The organism is Roseococcus sp. YIM B11640 (genome assembly GCF_049727625.1).
Lineage (GTDB): Bacteria > Pseudomonadota > Alphaproteobacteria > Acetobacterales > Acetobacteraceae > Roseococcus.
Genome location: NZ_JBBJOZ010000001.1, coordinates 810,880 through 829,154, shown reverse-complemented (window position 1 = coordinate 829,154; position 18,275 = coordinate 810,880). Strand labels below are relative to the sequence as shown.

The following is an 18,275-nucleotide window of genomic DNA, read 5'->3' as shown; positions in this document are numbered from 1 at the left end:
TCAGGAGCTGGCGCCGAGCGCCGGCCGCGCGACCCGCAGCGTCTCGGCCAGGAGCGACGGAAGCTGCGACGCCGCGGCCTGCGCCGCTCCGAGGCCGCCCGCCCGTGCCGCCAGCTCGACGCCCTGGGCCTGCTCGGCCAGGAGTCGCGCACCCACCATGCGCGCGGAGCCCTTCAGCCGATGCGCGAGCTCGACCACGACGTCCGCCTGCTGGGCCGCCTGCAGCTTGGTCAGCTCCTGCTCCGCATTCCGGGCGAAGTTCTCCAGGATCGCGGAGAGGCGGTCGGGATCCTGGCCGAAGAGGCTGCGCAGCGCCTCCGGATCGAACAGGGTACCTCCATGCCCGGCACCCGAAAGTCCGGGCAGCCACCGCCCGAGCGCCCGTGAAAGGCTTTCCAGCGTCACCGGCTTCGTCACGAAAGCGTCCATGCCAGCTGCATAGCAGCGCTCCGCCTCGCCCTTCAGGGCATTGGCCGTCACGGCGATGAGCGTGGTGCGTGGCAGGGCCCTCGCCTGTTCCTCCTGCCGGATGGCGCGGGCCAGTTCGAAGCCATCCATGCCGGGCATGTGGATGTCGAGAAACATGATGGAGCGCGAACCCGCTCGCCACACCCGCAAGGCCTCGGCGCCGCCCTCCGCCATCTCCGCGCGGAGGCCGAGGAGTTCGAGCTGCCGGCCGATGACCTCCCGGTTCACCGGATGGTCGTCCACCACCAGCACGTCGCCGGCGCCCTCCTGGGCCGTCGCGCCCGGAAACATCGCGGCGGAAGGCAGCGAAGTCCGCGGCCCCTGCGCCGCGTTCGACGCAAGTCCCAGCCGGAGAGTCACCGTAAACCGGCTGCCCCGGCCGAGCCTGCTCTCCGCCCGCGCCTCGCCTCCCATGAGCTCGGCCAGCCTCCGCACGATGGAGAGGCCGAGGCCTGTTCCGCCGAAGCGCCTGGTCGTAGACGTGTCGGCCTGGCTGAAGGGCTGGAAGAGCCGCGTGAGCGTCTCTGCGTCCATGCCGATGCCGCTGTCCTCCACCACGATGGTGAGCAGGGCGGCATCGCCCTCCTGCCGCGTGCGCGCCGAGACGCGGACATAGCCGCGCTCGGTGAATTTCAGCGCATTGCCGATCAGGTTGAAGAGGATCTGCCGCACGCGCGTGGGGTCGCCGGCCAGCCAGTCCGGCCCTGGTTCCGGCGGATCGGCGAAGAGGGCAAGGCCGCGCGTGGTGGCGGCTGGCGAGAGGGTCTCCAGCGTGCCCTCGACCAGCCCGCGCAGGCTGAACGGCAGCTCCTCGATCTCGAGGCGTCCGGCCTCGATCTTGGAGAAGTCGAGCAAGTCGTCGACAATGCGGAGCAGGCCTTCCGCGCTCTCGCGCATCACCTGCACATGGCGCGCCTGATCCGCGTTCAGCTCGCCATGGGACAGGATCTCCAGCATGCCGAGCACGCCGTTCATGGGCGTGCGGATCTCGTGACTCATGGCCGCGAGGAAATTCGCCTTGGCGCGCGAGGCTGCCTCCGCCGCGTCGCGCGCGGCGAGCGCCGCCTGTTCCTCTGCCTTCAGGGCCGTCACGTCGCGGCCGACCGTGACAACGCGACCGCCCGAGATCGGCGTGTAATTGAACTCCAGCCACTTGCCGGTGGCGGTGCGCCGCGTGAGATGGACGGGGCCCGACAGCACGGCGTTCACGCGGCCATCGACGACCTCCTCTTCCGTGACGTCGAAGCCGAAATCGCCGCGCCGGTACATGTGGCGCATCGCGTCGGCCATATACGCGCCGGGCCGCACCATCTCGTCCGGCAGCTCCAGCAGGTTTCGGCCGCCGCCATTGGAGAGGATGATCCTCGCCTCCGGGTCGAGCAGCACAACCATGGAGTCCATGCTCTCCAGCACCTCGCGCAGCAGCGTCCGCTCGGCGGCCAGACGCTCCTCGCGCTCCTTGATGGGCGTCACGTCGCGATAGAAGGCGAGGTGCCCACCGCCGGGCAGCGGCTGCATCTGGACATCGAGCCAGAAGCCCGCATGCGTCTTGCGGAAGTAGTGCGTGCCCCCCTGGCGGCGAAGGTTGGCGATGCGGCCATCCAGCGCGCGCTCGAATTCCGGCCCGTCGGGAGGCGGCGGCCCGAAATCGCCGCGCCGCATCTGCCAGCCGATCACGTCCCGCGCGCTGGTGCCGAGCTTGTAGAATTGCTCCGGCAGGTCGAGGAACTTCATGAGCGGCCGGCTCAGCATCCGCCAGCGCATCTCCGAATCGAAGAGCATCACGCCGTCGGACATGTTCTCGACCACGAGGCGAAGCTTCTCCTCCTCCTCCTCGAGCGCGGCTTGGGCCTGCTTGAGCTCCGTCACGTCGCGCAGGCTGATGACGAGAAGCCCGTCGTCACGCGTGGTGCAGGTGATCTCGGCCCAATGTCCATCCGGCATGCGGCGGGTGCGCTGCAGCCGGCCCGGTACGGCGAGGCGCGCCACCGTGCCGTCCAGGAACTCCTCCTCCGTCAGTTCGGTCTCGAAGCCGCCGTGCCGGTAGAGGAGGCGCAGGATATCGCGATGGTTCCGCCCGCGCTCGAAAAGCTCCCCGGGCAGTCCGAAGACGAGATCACCGCGGCTGGAGCTTTCCAGGATGGTACCGGCGGTATCGGCCAGAACCACGATGTCCTGGGTGCTCTCGAGGAGGGCATTCGCGCGCCGGCGGTCCTCCTCGCGCTCCGCGCGCTCGGCCTCCAGCCTGGACAGTGCCTCCCGCAGTTCCGTCACGTCGCGCACCAGCACCAGAAGCTGGCCCTTCGGCAGCGTGCGGAAGTTGTATTCCGCCCAGCGCCCATTGGGCATCCGCTGCGCGTAGGTGAGGTTGCCGGCCGCGATAATGCGGGCCCGGCGTTCGGCGACGAAGCTGTCCTCGTCTTGCTCGAAGCCGAAATCGCCGCGCCGGTAGAAGTAGCGCAGGATGTCGTCATGCCGTGCACCCGGCCGGGCAAACTCGTCGGGCAGGTCGAGCAGCGCGCCGCTGGATTTGGAATTCTGCAGGATCACGCCGTCGGCATCCATCAGCACCACGCTATCCGTGATGCTGGCGAGCATCTGGCGCAGGCTGGTCCGCTCCTCAGCCAGCTCGGTCTCGATCAGGGTCTCGGTCCAGAGGCAGAGGCGGTCGCCATCGGGCAGGGCGTGGACCGCGAGCGCGAGCGACCGGCCATCGGCCAGGCGCCAGGTGCTCCTTCCGCCTGAACCGATGAAAGGCCGCTCCAGATCTGCCTCGCTGAGCCGACCCGCCATCGCGACGCCACGCAGCCAGGCCGCGAGCGGTGTGCCTGGAAGAGGCGGCGTCAGGCCGAAGATGGCGCCGAGTCGATCATTGGTGCGCCGGACCTTGCCGTCGCGATCCATCAGCAACATTGCGGATGGCATACTTGCCAGGAGGCCTGCCAGCAGCTTGGCGTCGTCGTTCACGGATTCTCGCGCATCGAGTTTGAGCTGATGCATGGCACGGAAGAGCGAGCAGGGTCTGTCTCGTCTGTCGCGCTCACCATCGAGTTACATGCCAATGCAATGGGCTTACTTCCAGCCGCCTGATGGATCGGGCAGATTCGCCTCCTTCGGAGGAAACTAACCATGAAATCCACGCGTCGGCATGCACTCATCCTGGCAGGCGGCACCACCCTTTCCATCGCGGGCAGCGCTCGCGGCCAGGCCCAGCCGGTCATACGCCTCGGCATCCTCGGTGACCTGAGCGGGCCTTATCGCGACCTCTCGGGCCTCGGTACCGCGACCTGCGTGCGCCAGGCCATCCAGGACTTCGCGGCCGCCCAGGGCAATCCGATCCGGGTCGAGTTCCTGCACGCCGACCACCAGCACAAGCCGGATGTCGGGATGGCCATCGCCCGGCAGTGGTACGACCGGCAGGATGTGGACGCGATCCTGGAGGTCAACAACTCCGCCATCGCTCTCGCCATCGCGGACTTGGCGCGGGAGAAGGACAAGGTGTTCCTCGCCACCGGCCCCGCGACGGCCGAGCTCTACGGACCGCGCTGCGGCCCCAACCATGTCCACTGGACCTACGACACGTGGATGCTCGCCAATGGCGCCGGCCGCGCCATGGTCCGCGCCGGCGGGGACACCTGGTTCTTCCTGACGGCCGATTATGCCTTCGGCCACGCCCTGCAGCGCGACACCCAGCGCGCCGTGGAAGGCGCGGGCGGCCGGGTCCTCGGCAATGCGCGCTACCCTTTCCCGAGCACGACGGATTTCTCCTCCTTCCTGGTCCAGGCGCAGGCGAGCCGAGCCAAGGTGCTCGGCCTCGCCAATGCGGGCACGGATTTCGTGAACAGCGTGAAGCAGGCCCATGAGTTCGGCCTGTCCCAGCGCGGGATGAAGATGGTCGGTCTGCTTGGCCTGCTGGGCGACGTGCGGGCCATCGGCGCGGACCAGGCGCAGGGCCTGTTGCTCACTGAGCCCTTCTACTGGGATTTCGACGACCGGACCCGCGCGTTCACCCGTCGCGTGCTGCCGGGCATGCCCACGGGCATCTATCCCTCCACCAACCACGCTGGCGCCTATTCGGCGGTACTGCATTACCAGAAGGCCGTGGCCGCGCTCGGCGCGTCGGCCGCCAAGGCCTCCGGCCGGGCTGTTGTGGCGCAGATGAAGGCGATGCCGACCGAAGACGACTGCTTCGGCCCCGGCCGCGTGCGGGAGGATGGGCGCAAGATCCACGCGGCGCATCTCTTCGAGGTGAAGCCGGTGGCGCAGGTCCGGCACGAATGGGACCTCTACCGACTCGTGGGCACCATCGCGCCGGAGGAGGCGATGCGGCCGGTGGCCGAGGGCGGCTGCCCGATGGTGCGTGGCTGACCCCCTCCGGTTCAACAGCGGGGCTAGCTGGTCTAGCCTCGCGGCCAGGGCATCAGGGGCGGAACCGCGCATGGCGGAGAGGAAGTTGCGGCGGCGGGAATTCGACGCCGAAGCCAAGGGCGCACTCGACGGGTTGCGGGTGCTGGACCTCTCGCGCCTCGTCGCGGGCAATGTGCTGACCAAGGTGCTCGGCGACCATGGCGCCGAGGTCCTGAAGGTGGAGCCGCCGGCCGGTGATTCCCTCCGCGCCTGGAAGACCAGTGGCATCGAGACCTCCTGGAAGACGCTCTGCCGCAACAAGCGCAGCCTTTGCCTGGACCTCCGCAATCCTGGGGCCATCCAGGTGGTGCGCCGTCTCGCCGCCACCTCCTCCATCTTCGTCGAGAGTTTCCGGCCGGGCGTGCTGGAGGAAATGGGGCTTTCGCCCGAATCCCTGCTGGCGCTGAACCCGGCGCTGGTGATCGTGCGCGTCTCTGGCTGGGGGCAGACCGGCCCCTTCTCGCACAAGCCGGGCTTCGGCACGCTGGTGGAAGGCTATTCGGGCTTCGCGGCCATCAACGGCTTCGCCGATCGCGAGCCCGTGCTGCCTCCCATGTTCATGGCCGATGCCTATGCCGGGCTCTACGGCGCCTCGGCCGCCATGATCGCGCTGCGCCACGCGGAGGCAACCGGCCAGGGCCAGGTGCTCGACGTCTCGCTCTTCGAGCCGATCTTCGCGATGCTCGAGCCGCAGATGGCGAACTACCGCATTTCCGGGAAGAAGAAGCCGCGCACCGGCAGCCGCAGCACCAGCACCGCGCCGCGCAACGCCTATCAGACCAAGGATGGGGGCTGGGTCGGGCTGTCCAGCTCCACCCAGGGTGTCTTCGTCAAGCTGATGAAGAGCCTCGGCCGGCCGGAGCTGCTCGATGATCCGCGCTTCCGCACCAATTCCGACCGGATCAGGCACATCGAGGAAATCGACGGCGTGGTGCGCGACTACGTGGCGAAGATGACCATGACGGAAGCGCTGGCTCAGTTCGACCGGGACGGCGTGACCATCGGCCCCATCCTGGATGTCGCGGGCCTTGACCAGGACCATTACATCGCCGAGCGCGAGGCCCTGATCGAGGTGCCGGACGAGGAGATGCCCGGCGGCTGGCTGCCCATGCATGGGGAGATCCCGCGCATGTCCGCCACGCCGGGAATCCTGCGCAACGCCGCGCCCAGGCTGGGCCAGGACAATGATGCGATCCTCCGGCCGCTGCTGGGCGAGGCGGAACTCGCACGGCTGCGCCAGGCGGGCGTCGTGCTGCACGGAGAATCGCGATGAGCCGCATCTGGCGTTCCATGCTCTACGTCCCGGCCAACGTGCCGCGCTTCGTCGCGAAGGCGCCGACCGCGGGCGCCGATGCCGTGTTGCTCGACCTCGAAGACAGCGTACCTCACGATCGCAAGCTGGAGGCCCGTGCGGCGCTGACCGAAGCCGTGCCGACGGCGCGAGCGGGCGGCGCCGACGTGCTGGTGCGGGTGAACCGGCCGCTGAAGCTCGCCGTGCCGGATATCGAAGCGGCCATCGAGGCCGGCGCGGACGGCATCCTGCTCACCAAGGTGGTCGGCCCCGACCATGTGCAGCTCGCCGCCGAGATGCTGGCCGGGGCGAAGCGGCCCATGCGCATCGTTCCCATGATCGAGACAGCCGCCGCGCTGCAGCGCATGGACGAGATCGCCCGCGCCTCGCCGCTGGTGGCAGGGCTCGTCATCGGCGCCGAAGACCTGGCCGCCGAATGCGGCGCGACGCCGGATGACGAGCTGATCGTGCTGGCCAAGCGGCAGATGGTGCTGGCCGCCGTCGCTGCCGGGGTGGCGCCGCTGGGCACGCTCGGCACCGTCGCGGACTATCGCGATGCGGAGCGCGTGCGCGCGCTGGTTGCGCGATCCCGGCGTTCGGGCCTGGTGGGTGCGAGCTGCATCCATCCGGCCCTCGTGCCCGTGCTGAATGAAGGCTTCTCCCCCAGCGAGGCGGAGATCGATCTCGCGCGCCGCCAGATCGCCGAGGCCGAGAAAGCCGCGCGCGAGGGTCGCGGCTCCTTCACGGTGGACGGCATGATGGTGGACGAGCCCGTGCTGATCCGCGCGCGCCGCACACTGGCCTTGGCCGGCAGCGGGTAGCGCTTGCGCAACGGGCTCCCGCTGGCCACGCTGAGCCTCTCCCCCGCGAAGGACCCAGCGCATGGATCAGGCTCCGCTCGTCATCGTCCCGCCTGAGGGCGGGCGCTCCTTCTGGCAGCCGGTGCCGGCCAACGGCTTCGTGCGCTGCCTGCTGTCCTCGCAGGAGATCGGCTCGGAAAGCGCCTTCGCGATGGGCACGCAGACCGTCGATGCCGGCTGCTTCGTGCGCGAGCACATGCACCCGGATAACGAGGAGGTGATCTTCGTACTGGAAGGCCGCGGCGAAGCGCTGCTCGATGGTAAGAACCGCCACCCCATGGAGAAGGGAAGCTGCTTCTTCCTGGGCAAGGGCCGCCCCCATCGCTTCGAGGCTTCGGCCGATGGGCCCCTGGTGTTCATGTGGCTGATGATGCCGGGCGGTTTGGAGACCTTTTTCGAGCGCATCGGACGCGAGAAGCAGCTGGGCGACCCGAAGCCCGATCCCTTCCCGCGCCCGGCCGACGTGTTGCAGATCGAGGCGGCAACAGTGTTCGGCACCCTGCCCGCCCCGCGTTGAATCAGGCGCTCGCCAGGGCGGCCGCGAGCCGACCGCGACCAAGCCTTGCCCTTCCAGCTCTTTCATCTCGTGGTGATGAATCGCTAGGCCCCTGCCGCCTTTCGACGGCGTGCCGCTTGGACATGGCGGGGCGCTAGTTTAACAAACTTAGATATTGCAATGAGGTTTTTTCGAGCGGCTATCGTCTGGACCGTTTCCCCTTCCTCCAACGCGGGACGGACAGCAACGGAACAGGCAACCGCCCACATCTCAGGAGGCACCGGTGGCCATCAACAAAGCGCATCTTGAATTCCATGCGCCAAATCTCGAGGAAGGGTGGGAGACGCCGCCCGGCTATCCCGCCGGTATCCAGCAGAAGATCCTCGCGGGCTCTCTGGACGAAGTGAACAAGACGGGCTGCCGAACGCGTCTCCTGCGCTTCGCGCCCGGCGCTTTCACCACGGCGCCCTTCGTCCACGACTATTGGGAAGAGGTCTTCCTGGTTCGCGGCGATCTCTGGGTCGGTAACGACGCCGAAGGCAAGGGTGGGGAGCGCTTCGAGCCGCTCACCTACGCCTCACGTCCCCCCGGCGCGTGGCATGGCCCCTTCCGCAGCGAGGGCGGCTGCATCCTGTATGAAAGCCACACCTACGACCCGGCCTGAGTGGACGGCTCCCGGGGCCCTGGCCCCGGGTTGAGCCGCATGATCTCGAAGTTCAGCGCCGCCGCGAAGGTCACCCAGGCGAGATAGGGCAGCATCAGCCCCGCGCCCCATGGGCTCGACGGCGCGAACAGCAGCACGCAGGCCAGGATCGCCAGCCACAGGACCACGATCTCGTAGAAGGCGAGGTCCGGCCGCTTCGCGCCGAAGAAGATCGCCGTCCAGAGGAAGTTCAGCACAAGCTGGATTCCAAAGACGGCCAGAGGCAGGCCGAAGCCCATCTGGCGCCAGGCCAGCCAGCCCGCCACGCCCATCAGGATGTAGAGCAGCGTCCACGCGGGAGCGAAGACCCATTTGGGCGGGTTCCACCGCGGCTTTCGCACGCGCTCGTACCAGGGGCCGGGCGGGAAGAAGGCGCCCGCCAGGGCCGCGGCGAAGCAGGTGACGATGAAGCCGACCAGGATGAGCCACTCGTTCATGCCGGACTGAACCCGGCTGCGCGCATCAGGTTTCGCGGTAGCCCACGGCCAGCGCCTCGGCGAGCTTCAGCGCCTGCACGGTTTCCGCGACATCATGCACGCGCAGGATATGCGCGCCGTTCGCGGCACCCGCCAGCGCGACAGCCAGATTGCCCGCCAGCCGCGCCTTCGGCTCCCGCACCTCCGTCACGCGGCCGATGAAGCCCTTGCGCGACGCTCCGAGCAGGATCGTGCATCCCGTATTCGCCAGAAGCGACAGGCGCGCCACGAGGGCCAGGTTGTCCTCCACGCGCTTCCCGAAGCCCAGTCCCGGATCGACCGCGATGCGCGAGCGCGGGATGCCCAGCTTCTCCAGCGTCTGCACCCGCGCCTCCAGGAAGCGCGCGATCTGCAGGGGCGCGTCGTCGTACTGCACGTCGCGCTGCATGGTGCGCGGATCGAGCGTCAGCGCATGCATGATCACGACCGGGCAGCGCGCCTCGGAGATCACCTGCAGCGCGCCCACATCGTGCCGCAACGCGCTCACGTCGTTGATGATCTCGGCGCCCGCCTCCAGCGCCGCGGCCATGGTGCGCGCGTGGCGCGTGTCCACGCTCACGGGGGCCGAGGTCGCGAGTGCACGGATCACCGGCAGCACGCGCTCGATCTCCTCATCCGGCGTGATCGGCGCCGCGTCCGGCCGCGTGCTCTCCCCCCCGATATCGAGGATGTCGGCACCCGCCTCGAGCATCGCGTGGCCTTGCGCGATCGCGGCCTGTTGCGCGCCCGCAAGCCCGTCGCCCGAGAAGCTGTCGGGCGTGCAATTCACGATGCCCATGACCAGCGGCCGGCCGCGATGCCGCGCGATGCCCGCGAACTCCACCGGCGCGCGCGTCAGCCTGTCCAGCGCCGGGTGATCCTGCGGCGGCGGCATGATGGAGCCCTCGGGCCCACGCACCAGCGAAAAGGCGATGGGCCCGCCCTGCAGCGGCAGGGCGAGCCCATCACGTATCGCGGAAAACGCCGCCGGGCCTGTCAGCAGACCCAGCGGCTCGAGCCATTCGGGAAGCACGGCGCCCCGGGGCGTCAGCCCGCCGGCTGCGGGTTGAGCCCGCCGCCGGTGTCCGGCCGCGGCGTACGGCCGGAGGTCGGAACGCTGCCACGCCCGGCGGAGACGGGCTCGTCGGGGCGGTTGCGCACCACCGGTTCGCCGCGCAGCACGGTGCGGATTTCGTCGCCGGACAGCGTCTCGTACTCCAGCAGACCCTTGGCCAGCCGCTCCAGTTCCTCGCGGTTCTCCGTGAGGATGTGCGTGGCCCGGGCATAGGCCGTATCGATGATCTTGCGGATCTCGCTGTCGATGATCCGCGCCGTCTCCTCGGAAAGGTTCTTCGACTGCGTCACGCTATGGCCCAGGAAGACCTCCTGGCTGTTCTCGCCATAGGCCACCATGCCGAGGCGGTCGCTCATGCCCCATTCGGTGACCATCATGCGCGCCTGGTTGGTCGCCATCTTGATGTCGCCCGAGGCGCCGTTGCTGACCTTGTCGCGCCCGAAGATGATCTCTTCCGCGACGCGGCCGCCCATCGCCATGGCGAGTTCGGCCTCCATCTTGGACTTGTGCTTGGAGTAGCGATCGCCGGCCGGCAGGCTCATCACCAGGCCGAGGGCACGGCCACGGGGAATGATCGTCGCCTTGTGGACGGGATCGCATTCCGGCTCGTGCATCGCGACCAGCGCGTGGCCCGCCTCGTGATAGGCGGTCATCTTCTTCTCGTCGTCGGACATGACGAGGCTGCGGCGCTCCGCACCCATCATCACCTTGTCCTTCGCCGCCTCGAACTCCGCCATGCCGACGGTGCGGCGGCTGGTTCGCGCGGCCAGCAGAGCGGCCTCGTTCACGAGGTTGGCGAGGTCGGCGCCGGAGAAGCCCGGCGTGCCGCGCGCGATCGTCTTCGGATCGACGTCGGAGGCCAGCGGAACCTTGCGCATATGCACGCGCAGGATCTTCTCGCGGCCGTTCACGTCGGGGTTCGGCACCACGACCTGGCGGTCGAAGCGGCCGGGACGCAGCAGCGCGGGGTCCAGCACGTCCGGACGGTTCGTCGCGGCAATGATGATGACGCCCTCGTTGGACTCGAAGCCGTCCATCTCCACGAGCATCTGGTTCAGCGTCTGCTCGCGCTCGTCATTGCCGCCGCCGAGGCCGGCGCCGCGATGGCGGCCGACCGCGTCGATCTCATCGATGAAGATCAGGCAGGGCGCGTTCTTCTTGCCCTGCTCGAACATGTCGCGCACGCGGCTCGCGCCGACGCCCACGAACATCTCGACGAAGTCGGAGCCCGAGATGGTGAAGAAGGGCACGTTCGCCTCGCCCGCGATGGAGCGCGCGAGCAGCGTCTTACCCGTGCCCGGGGGGCCGACCAGCAGCACGCCCTTGGGGATCTTGCCGCCCAGCTTCTGGAACTTCGCGGGATCGCGCAGGAAGTCCACGATCTCCTCGAGCTCGGCCTTGGCTTCGTCGATGCCGGCCACGTCTTCGAAGGTCACGCGGCCGTGCTTCTCGGTCAGCAGCTTGGCCTTGGACTTGCCGAAGCCCATGGCGCGCCCGCCGCCGCCCTGCATCTGGCGCATGAAGAAGATCCAGACGCCGATGAGCAGCAGCATCGGGAACCAGGAGATGAGGATCTGGAAGAGCGGGTTCACCTCGCTCTCCTCCGGGCGCGCGACGACGCGGACGCCCTTCTCCGTCAGGCGCGAGACGAGGGCCGGATCTTCCGGCGTGTAGGTGCTGAAGCTACGGCCATCGGCCAGCTGCCCCGTGACGGTGCGGCCCTGGATGACGACGTCCCGCACATGGCCGGAGTTCACCTCGCTCAGGAAGTCACTGTAGGCGACCTGCATCTGCGCCCGGCTGCTGGAGCTCGAAGGCTGGAAGAGGTTGAACAGCGCCACCAGCAGCAGCGCCACGATCACCCACAAGGCCAGGTTCCGGCCGAAATTGCTCACGCGCTTTTCCCCTCGCCGTGCCAATGGGGCCGGCATCTGGTGAATATGGTGCCTCGCCGCCCTGACGAAATGCCTAGCGCCGGGAGAATTCGCCGAGAGCGGCGAAATCCGTCACCGCCCCGGCACGGGGCGAGAACATCATGGGGCAGCTTACGGCCCATTCAGGTTGAAGATAGGCCAAGTGCGGGACCAGGACCAGCTTTCCATCTGTTGCCCTACGTACAGCCGGCAGCCTCGCCAGGGCGGCGGCCGGTAGATGCCGGGCCCGGCTGCGAAAACTAGCGGCGGCCGAGCCCAACGGGCCGATCTCCATGCCTTCGGCGAGAGCGCCCATGGGGCGGAAGCGCCCGTCCCAGACGGCGCCGGCATGCGTCGGCCCCGCCTCGCGGACCAGCCACCGCCCGCCCCTCAGCCAGCAGGCCCCGCCGAGGGATCCCTCACCCCTGGCCAGCAGCCTCGCGACTGCGGCATGGCTCGGCGCATGCTCGCCGCCGCCCACCGCACGGATCAGCGCCGCCATCAGCCGGCGCGCGGCCTCGTCGCGGCCCAGGCGCTCACGGTCGATCTCCGCGCAGCCTTCGGGCAGGAGGCGAACGGCCTCGGCAAGCCGGCCCGCGACCTGCCAGGCCGCCCGCGCCCGGCGCCGCGTATAGGCCTTGGCCGCGCGCGCCGCCGCCGAAACCTCCCCGGCCGCACGGAGCCGGGCGCGGGCGAAGCGCGGGTCGGCGTTGGAGGGGTCGAGCACGGGACGCATGGTCCAGCCCTCCAGGGTGGCAGCGAGGCGGGCGCGGGGCACGCCGAGCAGCGGCCGAAGGATCAGCGCCTCCTCCGCCACGGAAACGGGAGCCATGCCCGCGAGGCCGTCGCCCGCGCTGCCGCGCAGGGCGCGGAAGAGCACGGTTTCCGCCTGGTCCTCGAGGTGATGCGCCAGCAGAAGGTGCGGGGCGCCGACCTGCCGGCAGGCATCGAGCAATGCGCTGCGGCGCGCCGCGCGCGCCCGCTCCTGCAATCCGGGGCCGCCCGGCATGCCCAGCGTCAGGACGCGCGCCTGAATGCCCTGCTCGGCGAGCCCGGCCGCGACGCCAGCCGCTTCGCCGGCACTCTCTGCGCGGAGCCCGTGATCGACAATGAGCGCGATGACCCGCGCGCCACCCCATTCATGCGCCAGACGCGTCAAGGCCAGGGAATCCGGCCCGCCCGAGCATCCCACGGCGATCAGATCGGCAAAAGGCCCCAAGGGAGCCATGAGCGCCGCGAACTCGGCGCCGGAAAGACGCCCGGCGCCGCTCACATCACCGGCACTGGGAGCGCTGGCGGGCCGCGGTGGCCCGCGCCGCCATGGGCGCCGGCAGGTTCGGGAACTGGCTGCGAAGGTCGTTCAGCGTGTCGCAGGCCTCACGCTTGTTGCCGAGGCTCTGGAAGGAATTGGCGAGGCCGATCAGCGCCTCGGGCGCACGCGGCCCGGTGCGGGCGCGCGTGAAAGCCTCGTTGTAGGCGATCGCGGCGTTGCCGAAGTCGCGCTTACCGGTCAGCGCATCGGCCAGCAGCATCTGGCCCGCCACGGCGTTGGCGCCGCGGCCCGCCAGCGCTTCGCGTGCCGCGGCTTCGGCGGCGGCATAGTCGCGGCGGCCCAGCGCGGCCTGGCCCTCGGCCAGCGCGCGGTCCGGCGTGCGCGGCGCGGGCGCGCCCGTGCTGGTGGTGGGGGGCGCGAGCGGCGGGGCCTGCGGCGCCGGGCGGCTGGGTGCGGGCGCCGCGGCGCCACCGCCCCCACCAGCTCCGCCCTGGCCGAGGCGGAACTCCATGTCCCCCTGGTATTTCTCGAAATCCTGGCGGAGGCGCTGGTTTTGGTTCTCCAGCACGTCCACGCGGCCACGCAGCCGGCGGACCTCCTCCTCCAGATTGCTCACCCGGTCGAGCAGCGAACCGACGAGCTCCCCGCTGCCGGCGGAACCGCGCGAGGAAGAGGGCGGGGGCGAACTGCGTCCGCCGCCGCCCATTCGCAGCTGCTCCATCTCCTGCCGCAATTGCAGGATCTGGTTCTGCAGCGCGATCCCCTCGCGGCTGTCCATCTGCGCCGCGGCCGGCGTGGCCAGCAGCGTCAGACCCAGCAGAAGAGCTGCCCGCCGCATGGCCGCTTAGCGGACGACCGTGACGGCCCGGCGGTTGCGCGCCCAGGCGTCCTCGTTCGAGCCCAGCGCGTCCGGACGGTCCTTGCCGTAGCTGATCGTCTGAATGCGGGTGCCCGCCACGCCGTTCGCCACCAGCACGTCACGCGCGGAGTTCGCGCGGCGCTGGCCGAGGGCGAGGTTGTACTCGCGCGTGCCGCGCTCGTCGGTGTGGCCTTCGACCATCACCTGGTTCTGCGCGTACTGGGCGAGCCAGCGGGCCTGGCGCTCGAGCACCGGGCGCTGATCGGCGCGGACGGAGCTGGCGTCGAAATCGAAGAAGACGCGGTCGCCGACATTGGCGACTAGGTCTTCCTGGCTGCCCGGGCGGGCCGTGCCGGAACCAGCGCCCGCGCCGCCCGTATTGGCATTCGGGTCAGGGTCGTTGGAGCAGGCGGCGAGCAGACCCGCGGCCGCGATAGCGGTCATAAGCTTCGACATGGCGGCCATGGTGATCTCCTTGCTGCCTTACTATCTTACTATCTTACTTACTTGCGGCACGGACCGGCACAGTGGTGCCCGGTTGCGTTGCAGCACGGAAAGGATGCCTAGACCCGCCCCATGGCGCAATCAAGGCAGAAGGCCCCGCGCGCGGCGCAATCCGCCTATTCTGCGCGGTCTTTCTCCTGACTATTATGCCAGGGCATACACTCGCCAACCGGAACGTTTCGACATCCTTCCGTCAATGTCAGCTGATCAACGGCGACCAGCTCGGGTCGGTTGCATCGGTCGGCGTCACGACCTGCCGCTCGTTGAAGCCCGCGATGTCGATCGAGGACAACCGCGCCGAGTAGCCCCCGCCGCGGTTATCGCGCGCGGGCGACTCCCGGTAGAACATCAGCACGCGGCCATTGGGCGCGAAGGTCGGCCCTTCCATCCCCCAGCCCTCGGACAGGATACGCTCGCCCGAGCCGTCGGGGCGCATCACGCCGATGGCGAACTGGCCGCGACCGATGCGCGTGAAGGCGATCAGGTCCCCGCGCGGCGACCAGACCGGCGTCGCATAGCGGCCATTGCCGAAGCTGATGCGCCGCGCCCCGCCGCCGCCGGCGCTCATGACATAGAGCTGCTGGTCGCCGCCCCGGTCCGAGTTGAAGACGATCTGCGTGCCGTCCGGAGAGAAGCTGGGCGAGACGTCCAGCCCGCCGCCGCTGGTGAGCTGCCGCTCCCGCCGCGAGGCCAGGTCCACCACGAAGATATTGGCGTCGCCGCCCCGGATGGCCGAGAGCACCACCGAGCGCCCATCGGGCGAGAAGCGCGGCGAGAGCGTCATACCGTTGAAATTGCCCAGGACTTCCTGCCGCCCGCTCTCCAGGTTGAAGAGATACACGCGCGGCTCGTTGCGCTGGTAGGACATGAAGGCGATGCGGGTGGCATCCGGGTGCCAGCGCGGCGTCAGCGCCTGGAACTGGCCGTCGGTCAGGAAGCGGTTGTTCTCGCCGTCCTGGTCCATGATGGCCAGGCGCCGGACGCGCCGGTCGCGCGGGCCGCTCTCGGCGATATAGGCGATGCGGGTGTTGAAGTAGCCTTCCTCGCCCAGCATGCGCTTGTAGATGTCGTCCGAGATGATGTGCGCGATCTGCCGCCAGTTGGATGCCGTGGCGTTGTAGGCCGTGCCCAGCGCCTGCTGCTCGGGCAGGATGTCCCAGAGGCGGAACTCCACGCGCAGGCGATCGCCGCTGCCATCCACCCGCCCGGTCACCAGCGCCACCGCGCCGATCACGCGCCAGTCCTGGAAGCGGGGCGTCTGGGCCGCCGCTTCCGGCGTCTGGATGAAGGCCGCGCGGTCCACGGGCCGGAACAGGCCGGAGCTGCGCAGGTTATTGGTGATGACGCGCGAGATCTGCTGGCCGATCCGGGCGCCATCGCCGCTCGTCCCCGCCATGTCGGGAATGGCGATCGGGATCGGCTCGGTCCGCGCGCGGGTGATGTCGACGATGGTCGGCTGGTTGCCGCTCTGGGCAGCCGCCGGCAGCGGGGTCGTCCAGATCCCTGGGGCGACCATGGCGGCCGCGCCCCCGGTGAGGAGCATGCGGCGGTTCAAGCTGGGCATCGTCACGATGGCAAATCTCCGGTGACTGGGACGATCTCGCGATTCTGGCCCATGGGGGCACGCAGGTGAATCGCCGTCCTCCGATACATTCGTTTTGGGGCGAAACTTGGCCGCCCCTCCCCTCGGGTCAAGGCCTCATCGCAAGCCCAGGTCCCGCGGGTTGAAGCGGAAGACGGTGTTGCGAAGCGCCTCCAACCTATCGCGCGAGAGGGGCAGCGGGTTGCAGCGCGGGTCAAGAAGTGCGCGGCGTGCGGCTTCGTAGACCATGCGAGCACGCGGCTCGGTCGGCGGCGAGCCGTTGGGCAGCACTTGGCGGACCACGCCGCCGGCATCCACCTGCACCCGCATCTCCACGATGATGTTCTGGATGTTGGGCGCGCCGGCGTCCACGGCCCAGCACTCGCCGATCTTGTCGGCGAGGCCGGCGCGCTCGGCGGCCGTCAGGTTGGCGGTGCCGGTCGGCACGCCACCGCCCTGCTGCGGCGCGCTCGGGCGTGGATTGGCGCGGGCGGTCGGCGCTTCCTGCTGGCGCTGCGCCTGGCGCAGCCGCTCCAGCGTGTTCAGCACGGACTGGCTGCGCTCCTGCGGGCGCTGGACGGGCGGCGTCTGGCCGGTGCCGGGCGTGGTCGCCGGCTCGGGCGGCGGCGGCACCGGGGGCGGCGGCAGCGGCAGGGGCGGCGTCGGGCGCGGCGGGGCGGGCGTCGGCGCGGCGGGCGTGGGCGGCGTCGGCGCCTGGGCCTGCTGCTGCGGGCGCGGCGGCATGGGCACGGGCGAAGGCGCGGGCTCCGGCGGCGGGGGCGCGGGCGTGGGCCGCGCCGCCTGGGCCGGCGGGCTGGGCGTGGGCGCCGGGGCGGGCGGCGGAGGCGGCGGGGGCGGCGGGGGCGCGGGCGGGGCGTCGCGCGGCGTCTCGACGTCCGGCGGCTCGGGCGTCGGCGGGGCGGGCACGGGGGTCGGCGGCGCCGGGTGCGGCGCGGGCGTCTCGCCCTGCGCCATCTCGGCCGGGGCGATCAGTTCCACCTCGATGGCCTGCTCGCGCGGCTCCTCGATCCGACGGCGGTCGAAGTCGAGCAGGATCGCGACCAGCAGCACGATGTGCAGACCGACCGAAATCCCAAGCCAGAGGCGGAAACGCCGCTCCTCCATGGTCAGCGCGGCGCCGAACCTCGCGCCGGGGGGTTCGCGGGTGTTGCGGAAGGCCGTGCCGCGGCGGGGGGAGCGGCGGGCGTGGCGGGCGTTGCCGGGCGGGCGGCAGGGCCGGCCTGCTCGGCCAGCAGCGCGACGCGGGTGAAGCCGCCGGCGCTGATCGTGCCCATGACCTCCATGACGCGGCCGTAGGAGATGCCGCGGTCACCGCGCACGAAGATGCGGCGCTCCGGCTGGCCGGCGGGCTGGTTGCGGGCGATGGCCTGCAGCTGCTCCACCAGGCCCTCCAGCGGAACCTCGGTCTCCTGCAGGAAGATCCTGCCCTCGGTGTTCACGCTGATGGTCAGGGGCTCCTGCTCCTGGTTCAGCGGCTGGGCGGTGGTCTTGGGCAGGTCCACCGGCACGCCCGAGGTCATCATGGGCGCGGCCACCATGAAGATGATGAGCAGCACGAGCATGACGTCCACGAAGGGCGTCACGTTGATCTCGGCCATCGGGCGGTATCGTCCGCCCGCGCCGCGCTTCATGAGGGGGCCGGCCATGGCGCCTTACTCCGCGGCGGCGCGGCTGGAGGCGTTGGCCGCCGCCTCGGTCTGGCGCGCGAGGATGGCGCCGAACTCGGAGGCGAAGCCCTCGAGCCGCGCGGCGAACTTGCCGAACTTGGAGGCCAGCATGTTGTAGATGAGCACCGCCGGGATGGCCGCCACGAGGCCGATGGCCGTGGCGAAGAGCGCCTCCGCGATGCCCGGGGCCACGACCGCGAGGTTCGTGTTCTGCATGCCCGCGATGGCGGTGAAGCTGTTCATGATGCCCCAGACCGTGCCGAAGAGGCCCACGAACGGCGCGGCCGAGCCGGTGGAGGCCAGGAAGGTCATGCGCTTCTCCATCCGCTCCATCTCGCGCTGGATGGTGACGGCCATGGCGCGCTCCACGCGCTCTCGTGTGCCGGCGACCATCATGGCCCCAGCTCCCGCGGCCGTGCTGGCGCGCCATTCGCGCATGCCGACCACGAAGACGGCGGCCATGGGGTGAGAGGGGTGCTCGCCCTGGGCGCGCTCCAGGTCGTCCAGGCTGCCGCCGCGCCAGAACCGGTCCTCGAACTCGTCCGATTCCTGCCGCACGCGGCGCAGCATGGAGAACTTCTCGAAGGCGATCGCCCAGACGACGACGCTGGCGGTCAACAGGCCGATCATGACCAGCTTCACCACCCAGTCGGCCTGCATGAACAGGGCGAGGATGGAGAGGTCGTGAGCCGCCGCGAGCG

General features: G+C 70.0%; 16 protein-coding genes. 5 read left to right on the top strand and 11 right to left on the bottom strand.

What is annotated here, in order from left to right:
• A complete protein-coding gene (locus WJM96_RS04235) occupies positions 1 to 3,468 on the bottom strand; it encodes a PAS-domain containing protein (protein ID WP_424811174.1) in 3,468 nt (1,155 codons plus the stop codon).
• Positions 3,469 to 3,597: 129 nt separating this feature from the next.
• Between WJM96_RS04235 and WJM96_RS04230 the strand changes: the two genes are divergently transcribed.
• The 5 genes from WJM96_RS04230 (at position 3,598) to WJM96_RS04210 (ending at position 8,186) form a co-directional block, all read left to right on the top strand.
• Positions 3,598 to 4,836, top strand: coding sequence for an ABC transporter substrate-binding protein (locus WJM96_RS04230; protein WP_424811173.1), 1,239 nt, complete (start codon positions 3,598 to 3,600; stop codon positions 4,834 to 4,836).
• Positions 4,837 to 4,906: 70 nt separating this feature from the next.
• Positions 4,907 to 6,148 carry a CaiB/BaiF CoA transferase family protein gene (locus tag WJM96_RS04225; protein ID WP_424811172.1) on the top strand — a complete coding sequence of 414 codons (1,242 nt, stop codon included), beginning with the start codon at positions 4,907 to 4,909 and terminating at the stop codon, positions 6,146 to 6,148.
• Positions 6,145 to 6,987 (top strand): HpcH/HpaI aldolase/citrate lyase family protein, encoded by an 843-nt coding sequence (locus tag WJM96_RS04220; protein WP_424811171.1) that lies wholly within the window; start codon positions 6,145 to 6,147, stop codon positions 6,985 to 6,987. The genes WJM96_RS04225 and WJM96_RS04220 overlap by 4 nt, the downstream gene beginning before the upstream one ends.
• Before the next feature lie 61 nt (positions 6,988 to 7,048).
• Positions 7,049 to 7,543, top strand: coding sequence for a cupin domain-containing protein (locus WJM96_RS04215; RefSeq protein WP_424811170.1), 495 nt, complete (start codon positions 7,049 to 7,051; stop codon positions 7,541 to 7,543).
• Positions 7,544 to 7,805: 262 nt separating this feature from the next.
• A complete protein-coding gene (locus tag WJM96_RS04210; protein ID WP_424811169.1) occupies positions 7,806 to 8,186 on the top strand; it encodes a cupin domain-containing protein in 381 nt (126 codons plus the stop codon).
• Here the strand turns inward: WJM96_RS04210 and WJM96_RS04205 are convergent.
• The 10 genes from WJM96_RS04205 to tolQ all read right to left on the bottom strand — a co-directional run bounded on the left by WJM96_RS04205 (position 8,171) and on the right by tolQ (position 18,234).
• Positions 8,171 to 8,662: a TspO/MBR family protein gene (locus WJM96_RS04205; protein WP_424811168.1), complete on the bottom strand. Its 492-nt coding sequence runs from the start codon at positions 8,660 to 8,662 to the stop codon at positions 8,171 to 8,173. The two genes, WJM96_RS04210 and WJM96_RS04205, sit on opposite strands and share 16 nt — an antisense overlap.
• 25 nt (positions 8,663 to 8,687) lie before the next feature.
• On the bottom strand, positions 8,688 to 9,713 hold the full coding sequence (folP, locus tag WJM96_RS04200) for a dihydropteroate synthase (RefSeq protein ID WP_424811167.1): 1,026 nt from the start codon (positions 9,711 to 9,713) through the stop codon (positions 8,688 to 8,690).
• Positions 9,714 to 9,727: 14 nt separating this feature from the next.
• Positions 9,728 to 11,650, bottom strand: a complete 1,923-nt coding sequence (ftsH, locus tag WJM96_RS04195; protein WP_424811166.1) for an ATP-dependent zinc metalloprotease FtsH — start codon at positions 11,648 to 11,650, stop codon at positions 9,728 to 9,730.
• 73 nt (positions 11,651 to 11,723) lie between these two features.
• Positions 11,724 to 12,896 (bottom strand): tRNA lysidine(34) synthetase TilS, encoded by a 1,173-nt coding sequence (gene tilS / locus WJM96_RS04190; RefSeq protein WP_424811165.1) that lies wholly within the window; start codon positions 12,894 to 12,896, stop codon positions 11,724 to 11,726.
• Positions 12,897 to 12,942: 46 nt separating this feature from the next.
• Positions 12,943 to 13,779 carry a hypothetical protein gene (locus WJM96_RS04185; RefSeq protein ID WP_424811164.1) on the bottom strand — a complete coding sequence of 279 codons (837 nt, stop codon included), beginning with the start codon at positions 13,777 to 13,779 and terminating at the stop codon, positions 12,943 to 12,945.
• A gap of 6 nt (positions 13,780 to 13,785) precedes the next feature.
• The gene (gene pal / locus WJM96_RS04180) at positions 13,786 to 14,265 is read right to left on the bottom strand and encodes a peptidoglycan-associated lipoprotein Pal (RefSeq protein WP_424811163.1); all 480 of its coding nucleotides are present in this window, start codon (positions 14,263 to 14,265) and stop codon (positions 13,786 to 13,788) included.
• A gap of 238 nt (positions 14,266 to 14,503) precedes the next feature.
• Positions 14,504 to 15,847, bottom strand: coding sequence for a Tol-Pal system beta propeller repeat protein TolB (tolB, locus tag WJM96_RS04175; RefSeq protein ID WP_424811162.1), 1,344 nt, complete (start codon positions 15,845 to 15,847; stop codon positions 14,504 to 14,506).
• Positions 15,848 to 16,003: 156 nt separating this feature from the next.
• Complete coding sequence (locus tag WJM96_RS04170) at positions 16,004 to 17,011, bottom strand: hypothetical protein (RefSeq protein WP_424811161.1); 1,008 nt, start codon at positions 17,009 to 17,011, stop codon at positions 16,004 to 16,006.
• A 2-nt stretch (positions 17,012 to 17,013) separates the two neighbouring features.
• Positions 17,014 to 17,553, bottom strand: a complete 540-nt coding sequence (tolR, locus tag WJM96_RS04165) for a protein TolR (RefSeq protein ID WP_424811160.1) — start codon at positions 17,551 to 17,553, stop codon at positions 17,014 to 17,016.
• Positions 17,554 to 17,559: 6 nt separating this feature from the next.
• Positions 17,560 to 18,234: a protein TolQ gene (gene tolQ, locus WJM96_RS04160; protein WP_424811822.1), complete on the bottom strand. Its 675-nt coding sequence runs from the start codon at positions 18,232 to 18,234 to the stop codon at positions 17,560 to 17,562.
• Positions 18,235 to 18,275: the final 41 nt, after the last annotated feature.

What these genes read in the sequence shown, in the direction of transcription:
- WJM96_RS04235 (WP_424811174.1), bottom strand. Translation starts at nt 3,468, where the DNA reads ATGCATCAGCTCAAACTCGATGCGCGAGAATCCGTGAACGACGACGCC.
- WJM96_RS04230 (WP_424811173.1), top strand. Translation starts at nt 3,598, where the DNA reads ATGAAATCCACGCGTCGGCATGCACTCATCCTGGCAGGCGGCACCACC.
- WJM96_RS04225 (WP_424811172.1), top strand. Translation starts at nt 4,907, where the DNA reads ATGGCGGAGAGGAAGTTGCGGCGGCGGGAATTCGACGCCGAAGCCAAG.
- WJM96_RS04220 (WP_424811171.1), top strand. Translation starts at nt 6,145, where the DNA reads ATGAGCCGCATCTGGCGTTCCATGCTCTACGTCCCGGCCAACGTGCCG.
- WJM96_RS04215 (WP_424811170.1), top strand. Translation starts at nt 7,049, where the DNA reads ATGGATCAGGCTCCGCTCGTCATCGTCCCGCCTGAGGGCGGGCGCTCC.
- WJM96_RS04205 (WP_424811168.1), bottom strand. Translation starts at nt 8,662, where the DNA reads ATGAACGAGTGGCTCATCCTGGTCGGCTTCATCGTCACCTGCTTCGCC.
- tilS (WP_424811165.1), bottom strand. Translation starts at nt 12,896, where the DNA reads ATGGCTCCCTTGGGGCCTTTTGCCGATCTGATCGCCGTGGGATGCTCG.
- WJM96_RS04185 (WP_424811164.1), bottom strand. Translation starts at nt 13,779, where the DNA reads ATGCGGCGGGCAGCTCTTCTGCTGGGTCTGACGCTGCTGGCCACGCCG.
- pal (WP_424811163.1), bottom strand. Translation starts at nt 14,265, where the DNA reads ATGGCCGCCATGTCGAAGCTTATGACCGCTATCGCGGCCGCGGGTCTG.
- tolB (WP_424811162.1), bottom strand. Translation starts at nt 15,847, where the DNA reads ATGCTCCTCACCGGGGGCGCGGCCGCCATGGTCGCCCCAGGGATCTGG.
- WJM96_RS04170 (WP_424811161.1), bottom strand. Translation starts at nt 17,011, where the DNA reads ATGGAGGAGCGGCGTTTCCGCCTCTGGCTTGGGATTTCGGTCGGTCTG.
- tolR (WP_424811160.1), bottom strand. Translation starts at nt 17,553, where the DNA reads ATGGCCGGCCCCCTCATGAAGCGCGGCGCGGGCGGACGATACCGCCCG.
- tolQ (WP_424811822.1), bottom strand. Translation starts at nt 18,234, where the DNA reads ATGCAGGCCGACTGGGTGGTGAAGCTGGTCATGATCGGCCTGTTGACC.